Here is an 11071-nt window from a genome sequence, read left to right as displayed (position 1 = left end):
GTCTAGAAGATTGGTTTAGCATATTGGTTGTAGTGAATTATTAGTGTTGCTGAATAAAGGTATGAATTAACAAAGGCTAGTTTTGACTAGTTTTTGATTAATGACCCGACTGATTGAACTACAATATTCGGGTTGATGCGATCGCGTAATCTGGCTTCAATGGCAATTTTTAGGGTAGCTGTGCTGCTGGAGCAAGAACCACAAGCACCTTGGAGTAATACTTTGATAATATCGCCATCGACATCGTAGAGTTCCACGTCTCCCCCATCAGCAATGAGGATGGGGCGAACTTCTTCATCGAGGACTTTTTGAATAAGTGCTATTTTTTGGACATTGGTGAGGGGACGTGGTGTTAACTCACCTGTGGTATTTACTGGATTATAAGTATTAGTTACTACTTTTGCCGTTGTGGCTTCTTTCTGAACTGATTCAATAATATCATCAATTGTGGCGAGACAGGAACCGCATCCACCACCAGCTTTGACATAATTTGTTACATCTTCAGCACTGGTTAATTTATTTTCTAAAACTACGCGGCGAATTTTGCTTTCAGTGATACCAAAGCAGCTACAAATTAATGCACCTTCATCGTCGTCTTCATGAACATCCAGTTCAATCCCACGGTAATTGTAAATAGCAGCTTCGAGTGCTTCTTGTCCCATTACCGAGCAATGCATTTTTGCTTCGGGTAAACCACCCAAATAATCGGCAATTTCTTTATTAGTTACTTTGAGAGCATCATCTAAACTTAAGCCTTTGACCAATTCTACCAGAGCTTCCGAAGATGCGATCGCACTTGTGCAACCAAAGGTTTGAAATCTGGCATCAAGTATCTTGTCGCTTTCTTCTTCGATTTTTAGGTGCAATCTCAAAGCATCACCACAGGCAATACTACCTACTTCACCAGTCGAAATTTTAATCCCTGTTTCGCCGTTATCTTCTAAAGTACCTTGATTTTTAGGGTTATAGAACAAATCTAAGACTTTATCTGTATATTCCCACATAAGCCCCTGAGGAGATTTTAGATTTTGGATTTTTTGGATACGTTCGCTACCCTTACGGGAAGTCACAGAGCGTCTACGCTCAGTACAAGCTTTGAATTTTAGATTTTGGTTGGGGAATCAGGAGCAAGGGATTATTATTGATCGTGCTTCAAAACTTACAACTTAATAATAATTCCTAATTCCTAACTCCCAACTCCCGATTCCTAACTTTTAACTCCCAAAAGAGTTTGCTCGTGTTCTTGCAACCAAGCTGCTTTATCATCGGTGAATGGTGAAAGGGCACGCAAACGCTCAATAATACCAGGCATTACTGCAATCACTGCGTCAATTTCATCATCAGTGGTGTAACGGCACAAACTGAAGCGAATCGAACCATGTAAGATTGTGTAGGGTAAACCCATAGCTCGAAGAACATGGGAAGGTTCCAGGGAACCCGAACTGCAAGCAGAACCAGAAGAAGCACAAATACCGTATTGATTTAAACCGAATAGAATTGCTTCACCTTCGATATATTTAAAACCAATGCTAGTGGTATTGGGTAAACGTTCCGAACCGTAACCATTGATTTCGCAATCAGGAATATTCGCAATCAAAGTTTGTTCCAAGCGATCGCGCATTTTTCGTTCACGTTTGGTAGCTTCTTCCAGATGCATCAATTCCAACTCGGCAGCTTGTCCAAGTGCAATAATAGCAGGTACATTCGGTGTTCCCGAACGTCTACCGCGCTCCTGTCCTCCACCTATCACCATCGGACGAAATCTAACACCACGTCGTACATACAACGCACCGATACCTTTGGGAGCGTGTATTTTGTGACCAGACATGGTTAACATATCAATGGTGCTAGTTTTCATATTCATCGGAATTTTACCGACTGCTTGCACAGCATCCACGTGGAATAATGCACCACTACTTTTAACACGCAAACCAATTTGCTCGATGGGAAATACCACACCTGTCTCGTTGTTTGCATACATAATCGAAACGAGGGCAGTATTACCAGTTAGTGATGCTTCCAATTCGTCTAAATCTAACTGTCCCTGACGATTCACTGACAAGTAAGTTACCGTGTAACCTTTGCTTTCTAGTTGTTTGCACTGCGCTAACACTGCCGGATGTTCTACTTGGGATGTAATAATGTGGCGTTTTTCGGGTTGTGCCAGCAGTGCAGAGCGAATCGCAGCATTATCGCCTTCCGTTCCACCACTTGTAAAGATAATTTCTGATTCCTCCGCACCAAGCAAAGCTGCCATTTGTTCGCGGGCTTTACTTACTGCTTTTCCAACTTGCCCGCCAAAGACGTGCATACTAGAGGGGTTGCCATAATATTCGCTGAAGAAGGGCAACATTGCTTCGACTACTTGAGAGTCTACTTTTGTAGTCGCATTATTATCTAGATAAATACAATCTTTTTTCATTTTACGCAACCTGCTGGCGTTTCTTTTCTAATTGTTCAGAATACTTCTGGGAATAGCAATTAAACCAACGTTCCCAATAATTGTCATTGTTATTATTCAATTTTGATACGCATTTTTTATAAGTATCAAACCAACATTCCCAGTAATCTTTGTGGTCTTTTACGCAACCATCGCAGCTAGGACATCCAGCCACACATTGGGGAACGGTGTAGATTGTATCGGTACAACCGTTACATACGCTAGAGTTGATTAAGCGTTGACCATCGATAACCGTTATTGCACCAGTAGGACAGACAGGAAGGCACAAGTCGCAGGAAATACACTTATTGGTAATCTTGTAAGTCATGGTAATGCTTCTCCTAATAATTGCGATCAATTATGTGATGGTGAATGCAGGGTAATTGGTGATGTGCGATATGCCTTTGCCATTAAACTCCACTTATCGCAGTATAAGGGGCGAGTTTACCAATCTCAAAATATACCAGAATAATTCTTGCGAACTCGCCCGTAAAGTTAGTTATTAGTTACAGCAGATTTTAGGTAAATGAGATACATAACGAAAATGTGAAACCCTCTGTAGAGAAAAGATATATCACGTCTCTCTGTATTCAATAAAATACACACTGCTGTATTAGTTCTTGATTATTCAATTAATTTTTTCGTAGTTTAGTTGTTACTGGCTGGGTGTTGGTAATGACCTAAGTAGCAACCACCAACAGACAACCATTAACTTTTTATGACAATCAACTCCTAATTCCCGCACAGACGCGATGTCTCTCGTCCCTACATTCCTAATTCCTAACTCCTAACTATTCCTTTTTCTCTGTAAACTCTTGGTAAAAATCTAAAGCAACCTTTTCAATCACATCGTAGGATTCGACGACTTCAATACCAGCATTATGTAATTTTTCTTTGGGAGAGTCGCCGATTTTGGAAACTAATACCGCTTTGCAATCAGATATTGCATTAATGATATTTTCTAAAGTCGCTTTCTCACTGTAACCACCTTGGCAGAAATGGTCTACCTTGCGATGTCCAACATACTTAACTTCGCTACCATCAACTTCATAAACTTGAAATTCTTTGGCATGTCCGAAGTGTTGGTTAATTAAACCACCACCTTTTGTAGCCACCGCAACGAGAATTTTAGTTCTTTCCTTTACGGGAATTAAATTTGCTGCTGCACCATTTAAAAGAGCAATTTCTTCTTTAGCGGCTTTGAGTTCAGCTCTAAATTTCTCAATCCCTTCTTGTACTTCTTGGCGAGTTTCCAAGTCATATTCGGGAGCCATTTCCATGAATTTATCTTTTGTAAATTCTTGGCTTCTATCCTCACCCAATAAGCCAACTGCATCGGCACGACATTGACGACAGTGACGCATCATTTTCATGTTACCGGAGCATTGGTCTTGTACTGATTTTAATTCAGTAGGTGTAGGTCCACGCTGTCCAGTTAATCCAAAGTGAGTACCGTGTTCGGGTGCGGAAATCAGGGGCATAATATTGTGCAAAAATGCACCATTTTCCCGAATCATCTTGTTAACTTCAACCAGGTGTTGGTCATTAACTCCCGGAATCATTACCGAGTTGACTTTACACAAGATATCAGCTTCTCTGAGTGCTTGTAATGCTTCCATCTGCTTTTCTAGCAAGATTTTTGCACCTTCAACACCTCTGTAACGTTTACGTTTGTAGTGAACCCAAGAGTAAATTTGGGCACCGATTTCTGGGTCGATGGTATTCAGGGTAATCGTAACGTGGTCAATATTTAGTTGTTTGATTCTATCTATATATTCGGGCAGCATTAAACCGTTTGTTGATAAACATAGTTTAATGTCTGGTGCCTTATCAGCAATTAATTCAAAGGTACGGAAAGTCTTTTCAGGATTTGCTAATGGGTCCCCAGGTCCAGCAATTCCCAATACTGTCATTTGGGGGATTTTGCTAGCAACAACCAAGACTTTATGCGCTGCTTCTTCGGGTGTTAGTAATTCGCTAACTACACCGGGACGGCTTTCGTTCGCACAATCATATTTTCTGTTGCAATAGTTGCATTGGATGTTACAAGCTGGTGCAACTGCAACGTGCTTCTATGCTGTAGTTTTTACAGAAAGTTACTGAATAACTTATTGCTCTAAGCCTTTATAAAGTTAGGGGTTAACTGTTTTTAGTGCTTTTGCCAACTTATATTTAAGTCAGATTTAAGTCATAAAAGAAGCAGCAAGTAACAACACAGGAGTACATTTTAACGACTTCAACCCGCAAAAAACAAATGATGGAAGTTACATGGGTACTATGAGAAAAAAAACAGAGGAAAAGAAATGCCTTGATGAACTCTTCAAAACCAAGGCAGATGAATTAAAGGCGTTACTGAAATCTTCAAAATGTAAGGTCGGAATTAGGGTGCTTGAAAACACTATCCAATTGCAGGCAACTTTACCGCCTAAACCGGACAGTAGGAAAACAACCCCATATCAGCAATTGATAGGATTGAACATTCCAGCTACGCTTGACGGATTGGAGACAGCAAGAGAGGAGGCTTTTGAATTAGGAAGGTTAATAGCCAGAAAAATCTTTGTTTGGAATGACAAGTATTTACCCAAAAAAACTGTCAAGGCTAATGACAAGCCTGTTTTTACCTCTGAGATAATAGAAAGGTTCGAGACAGAATACTTCAAGACACGCAAACAATCAGAAATAAGCAAGCATTCCTGTGCTAAGTATTTAACTGCATTAAATAGAATTTTAAATGCAGGGTGTAATGTGTTCTCCCAAGGAAGTTTAGATGAATTTTACGATGGACTAACCAATACTCATACAAAAGAAGAAATTTCTGTAATTGTAAAAATAGTATCAACAATGTTTAAATTGGATGTAAGACTGACTAGACCCAAACGAGAAAAGCCTAAATCGAGACCAATCCCAACTGATGAAGAGATAAAATCTGAGTATTGGCGATTTCGTGATTATGGAGAGAACAAGAGACATGTAAATGGAAGGCATGTCGATGCCTGGCAATTAAATCAATGGATATATGGAATGCTAGCAACTTTCGGATTACGACCAAGAGAGTTATTCATGAATCCGGACATTAAATGGTGGTTATCACCTGAAAATACGGATAATACTTGGAAAGTAGACGAAGACACCAAAACAGGAAGTCGGTTAGCTCTTCCATTACACCCTGAATGGATAATGTTATTTTCCCTTAAGGATAAAAGTACGCTTGAATTGTATAGGGAATACATAGCTGGAAAAACAACATTTAGAAATGTAAATGTTTGTGTATCGAATATTAATAAGTGGTTTCGTAAACTTGATATACCTTTCCAACCTTATGATTTACGTCATGCTTGGGCAATTCGGGCGCATTTATTAGGAATACCAATTAAAGCAGCCGCAGATAATTTGGGACATAGTGTAGAGATTCATACCAAGACTTATCAAAGATGGTTTAGTTTTGACAATCGAAAAAAAGCTATTAATGAAGCGCTTGATAAGCAAACTGACTCAGATACTTTAAAGGAAGAAATATTTCAGTTAAAGCTTGAGAATGAACGATTAAAAATTGAATTAGAACGATATAAACTTAATTCGGCTTATTCCATCGAATAATTGACACAATAAAAAGGAGGGATTAAATCCCTCCTTATATGCCTTAAAACGGCGAAATTAGCTGGAGCATTATCTTTACGAATTCGAGAATTATCTTCGTGAAACTGAACATCTAACACCGGCAGTCGCGACAACGGGGGAACCCCCGCAACGCGCTTTTTCCGTATTCTTCTATAGGAATCCGGTTTGATTTCTGAATGAGTGTTTAGGCTTTAAGCCTACCCTATAAGCTTTTGAGTCTCAGTGTACGTTCAAAATTCAAATAGGAATCCTATATTTCAACCCATGTATCTGCACCACAAATTACAGCACAAATACTAATAGTCATAATATCGGTCAAGTCATGTCGATTTTTTATTACTTGTTACAGATAAGACAATATTTGTGAAAGAGCGCATATTCGGAATATCTCACAAATGCAAATATCGAATTACTAAAACGATTTGCTTTTATTGCTCAAGTCAACTCTGTTTTCTTTTGATGCATTAACGTCTACTTTTGTCAATACTTCCAAAACTTTTTAACTATTACGATATCGATTTGGGTGCGATCGCATTCCAAAATTAGTTCATCTCCATACTTCAAACCATCGATTTTTGGTGCAATTACTTCCAAAATATCGGCTGCTTGAAAGTGATCGGGTTTAGTATCCGGATGGGGATAGTAAATTAAACCCTCAAAAGATGAGTCATTAAATAATATCCGACAATCAGCAAAAGAAAAATCTTCGGCTGGTTGAATTGAAGACCATTTGACATTTATAAATGTATATTTAAAACTTTTTACTCGATAGCGATGGGGATGAATCGAAATATTCAAGGTACCAGAAAAATACGGGCTTAAATCCAAACCTAATTCTTGGAAGAAAGGTTTTTGCATTTCGATCGTTCCTTGGGGAAAACGGGAATCCCCTCCTTTTCCCGATGCAACTCCATAACCTGGTGCGATCGTACCTTTAACTTGGATATTCATATTTTTGATGATTTTTTGCCATTATTTAGTATAAGCAAGCAAACCAAAGAGGGTAAATAAACATAAACCATTGAGCCATAAAATAGAGCGATATTTTATCATCACACAACCCAGCGAGTAATCGATTCCAACATTTTATTTAGCGTAATTTCAGGTTCTCACCTTCATAACCTCCGTAGCAGCAAACTTTCTACCGTAAAAAATTGCGATCGCCGCAGTCACATACATAAGCAAGCTGTAAACTGCTGCCGGAACTGCCATATCCGGATTTTTGAGTAAACCCGCAGTAATTGCGATCGCAAGCGTACCATTTTGAATCCCGACTTCGATGGCAATACAAATTTGTTGGGAAATTTTGAGTTGGAAAAGCTGACTCAGCCAAAATCCGGTGAATGAGGAAATTATATTTAACAACACAACTCCAATCCCAACTTGAGTAATAAAGTTAGGAAGACGTTGCCATTCACGTACAATCAAAACCAAGATAATCGCCAACAAAAATACAATTGCCAGTTTATTGGTGACTCTTTCTAACCGTCTAGCAATATTGGGAAATTTCTGTTTTATCCACATCCCTAAACCGCAAGGCAAAAGAGTAATTAAAAATATTTGTACCATTGTCTGAACAACTGGTAATTCGATCGCGGCACTTTCCCCCAGGAAGCGTTTTAATGCCAAATTAGCAAAAATGGGGATTGTAAATACTGTAATAATACTACTCAATGCTGTGAGACTAACGGAAAGAGCTATATCTCCTTTTGCTAAGTAAGTAATTAGATTAGAAGATGGTCCCCCCGGACATATTGATAGTATCACCAACCCAACTGCTATTTCAGATTGCATTGGCACAATACTCGCGATCGCAAAACCAATAATAGGGAGAATAACCAATTGACTAATTAAACCGATCGCGATCGCTTTAGGGTTTTTTGTAACTAAGAGGAAATCTTCGGGTACCAAGCTCAAACCCATGCCTAGCATTATGATTCCTAAAGCTATAGGTAAAACAATGGCAGTGAATAGATTAAATTCCATAATCCTTAGGTGATTGCATACTCGCAATCAGTTTACCTCACATTGCACATATTCATTTGTGCTGAGGCTAACTATAGAATATTGTTCGGCTTTTGCCCATGTTGTATTCGAGACAACCCTACCCCGCAACTACACGATTTTTTGTAGAATTAAATTCTCAGTTGGCAATAAATCGCAATTCATAAATCTTCCCCTCACTACCACAAAATGCCCCCATTCCCCAAAAAAATGTGCTAATGTAGCGCGTGGTGTAATTACCGCCAACCGACCCACAGAACGATTATCTCTGTCTACAATTAAAGTCTGGGCTTTTTTATTCCCAAATCGACCTGAGTAAACACAGGTTAACTTATAATTATTTAACAATTATTAAGTTTGCCCAGAACATCAAGGATAACATCCACCGTTCTAGGTTATAAAAATCCAGCCCTTGCTGGCTAAGAAGGCAATATTAATTAATTTTCAGATTAATTGTATATGGTGCCATTTTAGGGCTAACTTCCCAGGGGGAAGCAAAAGCAATCGCCAACGGTTCTAGTATAGTTTAGTTAAAAATCAAACATGAAAGACCTCACTCGTTATCGAAATATCGGTATCTTTGCTCACGTAGATGCTGGTAAAACCACCACCACAGAAAGAATCCTCAAACTCACCGGAAAAATCCACAAAATCGGTGAGGTACATGAAGGTGCGGCGACCACAGACTTCATGGCGCAGGAACAAGAGCGAGGTATCACAATTCAATCAGCCGCCACTACTTGCTTTTGGAAAGACCATCAATTCAATATTATTGACACACCAGGACACGTAGATTTTACCATCGAGGTTTACCGTTCCCTCAAGGTTCTTGATGGTGGTATTGGTGTATTCTGTGCTTCCGGTGGTGTGGAACCCCAATCGGAGACCAACTGGCGCTATGCCAATGACTCGGAGGTTGCTCGCGTCGTTTATATCAATAAACTAGACCGTACAGGAGCAGATTACTTCCGAGTTGTCAAGCAAATCAACGATATTTTGGCAGCTAAACCGTTGGTGATGGTGTTGCCCATTGGTACGGAGAATGATTTTGTTGGGGTAGTGGATTTGCTCACCCGTAAGGCTTGGATATGGGATGATTCGGGAGACCCAATGAATTACCAAATCAAGGAAGTCCCCGATGACATGAAGGATGAGGTGGAACTGTACCGGGAGCAGTTGATTGAGACTGCGGTGGATCAGGATGACGCATTGATGGAAAGATACCTCGAAGGTGAGGAACTTTCCATTGAAGAAATTAAGAGTTGTATTCGCAAAGGAACTATTAATCTTTCTTTCTTCCCCACCTACTGCGGTTCTTCCTTCAAAAACAAAGGGGTACAGTTAGTACTTGATGCGGTTGTAGATTATTTACCCAACCCCACGGAAGTAAAACCCCAACCGGAAGTCGATTTGGAGGGTAACGAAACCGGAGAATTTGCGATTGTCGATGTCAACAAACCTTTGAGAGCGTTGGCATTTAAAATCATGGATGATCGCTTTGGTATTCTCACCTTTACCCGGATTTATTCAGGTGTGTTAAATAAGGGTGACACGATTCTCAATACCGCAACCGGGAAAACCGAGCGGATTAGCCGTTTGGTGGAGATGCACGCGAACGATCGCATAGAAATTGACTCGGCTCACGCTGGGGATATTGTTGCGATCGTGGGGATGAAGAACGTCCAAACCGGACATACCCTATGCGATGTGAAAAAACCCGCAACCTTAGAACCGATGGTGTTCCCCGAACCAGTTATTTCCATCTCAGTTACACCAGCCAAAAAAGGTTCATCTGAAAAAATGGGTGTTGCCTTGGGTAAAATGGTGCAGGAAGACCCATCATTCCGGGTGGAAACCGACATAGAAAGTGGCGAAATCATCATCAAAGGGATGGGTGAACTGCACCTCGACATTAAAGTTGACATTCTCCGACGTACCCACGGGGTAGAGGTGGAAGTAGGTAAACCCCAAGTTGCTTACCGTGAGTCCGTCACCAAGCGACTTGAAGATGGTTACGTCCATAAAAAGCAATCTGGTGGTTCCGGTCAATACGCGAAAATCGACTATATTATCGAACCTGGTGAACCCGGAAGTGGTTTCAAATTCGAGACAAAAGTTACTGGTGGTAGCGTACCCAGGGAATACTGGCCCGCAGTCCAAAAAGGTTTCGAGCAAAGCATCGTTAAAGGTGTCTTAGCTGGATTCCCCTGCGTGGACTTAAAAATTACCTTGGTTGATGGTGGATTCCACCCCGTTGACTCCTCTGCGATCGCGTTTGAAATTGCCGCTAGGTCAGCTTATCGTCAATCCTTACCCAAAGCTGCACCCCAGTTGCTCGAACCCATCATGAAAGTCGATGTGTTCACCCCAGAGGATTATATGGGAGATGCGATCGGTGATTTAAACCGTCGTCGTGGCATCATCAAATCCCAAGAAACAACACCGACAGGCGCACGTATCAAAGCAGACATCCCATTGAGCGAAATGTTCGGTTATATTGGCGATTTACGTACCATGACTTCAGGTCGTGGTCAATTTTCGATGGAATTTTCCCATTATGCGGCTTGTCCTGCCAACGTAGCAGAGACTGTAATTAAGGAAACCAAAGAACGGGAAGCCGCAGCAGCCAAATAGGTTGTTCTATCCCAGTTAATGTATGTAGAGACGCGATGTATCGTGTCTCTCTTTATTTTATATATACCCGATCGCGTTGATTGAATGCGATCGATTTTTTTGATTTGTTTTTTTGATTTAGATAAGCTAAAAAGCACCTAAATTATATATTAGGGCAGGCAGGGATGCCCACCCCACAATAATTATAATAATTTGGATTATATCCCACATTCCGCACCCTAACTGTCACACATCAAAAAAATTTTGAGACAGTAGTACATAGAACCTATAAACAAGTCATAGCTAAAGATAACTAATAACTGGAGTTTAGACTAAAGCGGTCTCAGCAACACTGCGATCGCGGACAAAAAAATAGAGAGATACCTGTGTAAAAAC

At 40.3% G+C, this 11071-nt stretch carries 9 protein-coding genes and 1 pseudogene; 2 read left to right on the top strand and 8 right to left on the bottom strand.

The window, feature by feature from the left end; all coding sequences use genetic code 11:
* Positions 1-86 precede the first annotated feature (86 nt).
* The 4 genes and pseudogenes from nifU to nifB all read right to left on the bottom strand — a co-directional run.
* On the bottom strand, positions 87-1004 hold the full coding sequence (gene nifU / locus CK510_RS18290) for a Fe-S cluster assembly protein NifU (protein WP_095723069.1): 918 nt from the start codon (positions 1002-1004) through the stop codon (positions 87-89).
* A gap of 203 nt (positions 1005-1207) precedes the next feature.
* On the bottom strand, positions 1208-2422 hold the full coding sequence (gene nifS / locus CK510_RS18285; protein WP_095723067.1) for a cysteine desulfurase NifS: 1215 nt from the start codon (positions 2420-2422) through the stop codon (positions 1208-1210).
* Between the two features lies 1 nt (position 2423).
* Complete coding sequence (locus CK510_RS18280) at positions 2424-2768, bottom strand: DUF362 domain-containing protein (protein ID WP_095723066.1); 345 nt, start codon at positions 2766-2768, stop codon at positions 2424-2426.
* A 463-nt stretch (positions 2769-3231) separates the two neighbouring features.
* Positions 3232-4509, bottom strand: a pseudogene (nifB, locus tag CK510_RS18275) (nitrogenase cofactor biosynthesis protein NifB); the annotation flags it as partial.
* A 208-nt stretch (positions 4510-4717) separates the two neighbouring features.
* Between nifB and CK510_RS18270 the strand changes: the two are divergent.
* Positions 4718-6037, top strand: a complete 1320-nt coding sequence (locus CK510_RS18270) for a site-specific integrase (protein WP_245912202.1) — start codon at positions 4718-4720, stop codon at positions 6035-6037.
* Between the two features lie 271 nt (positions 6038-6308).
* On the opposite strand, the gene CK510_RS34410 is transcribed toward CK510_RS18270, so the two are convergent.
* From CK510_RS34410 to CK510_RS32860, 4 genes are all read right to left on the bottom strand, one after another.
* Positions 6309-6395: a transposase family protein gene (locus tag CK510_RS34410; protein ID WP_143289345.1), complete on the bottom strand. Its 87-nt coding sequence runs from the start codon at positions 6393-6395 to the stop codon at positions 6309-6311.
* Positions 6396-6538: 143 nt separating this feature from the next.
* Positions 6539-7009 carry a hypothetical protein gene (locus CK510_RS18260; RefSeq protein ID WP_169927024.1) on the bottom strand — a complete coding sequence of 157 codons (471 nt, stop codon included), beginning with the start codon at positions 7007-7009 and terminating at the stop codon, positions 6539-6541.
* A gap of 150 nt (positions 7010-7159) precedes the next feature.
* Entirely contained in the window at positions 7160-8044 is an 885-nt protein-coding gene (locus CK510_RS18255; RefSeq protein WP_095723063.1) for a bile acid:sodium symporter family protein, read from the bottom strand.
* A gap of 129 nt (positions 8045-8173) precedes the next feature.
* Positions 8174-8410: a hypothetical protein gene (locus CK510_RS32860; protein ID WP_095723062.1), complete on the bottom strand. Its 237-nt coding sequence runs from the start codon at positions 8408-8410 to the stop codon at positions 8174-8176.
* A gap of 195 nt (positions 8411-8605) precedes the next feature.
* Between CK510_RS32860 and fusA the strand changes: the two genes are divergently transcribed.
* Complete coding sequence (fusA, locus tag CK510_RS18245) at positions 8606-10696, top strand: elongation factor G (protein ID WP_095723061.1); 2091 nt, start codon at positions 8606-8608, stop codon at positions 10694-10696.
* The last annotated feature ends 375 nt before the right edge of the window (positions 10697-11071 follow it).

The organism is Brunnivagina elsteri CCALA 953 (assembly GCF_002289455.1).
In the GTDB taxonomy this organism is placed as follows: Bacteria; Cyanobacteriota; Cyanobacteriia; order Cyanobacteriales; family Nostocaceae; genus Brunnivagina; species Brunnivagina elsteri.
This window is presented reverse-complemented; position numbering and strand designations above follow the sequence as displayed.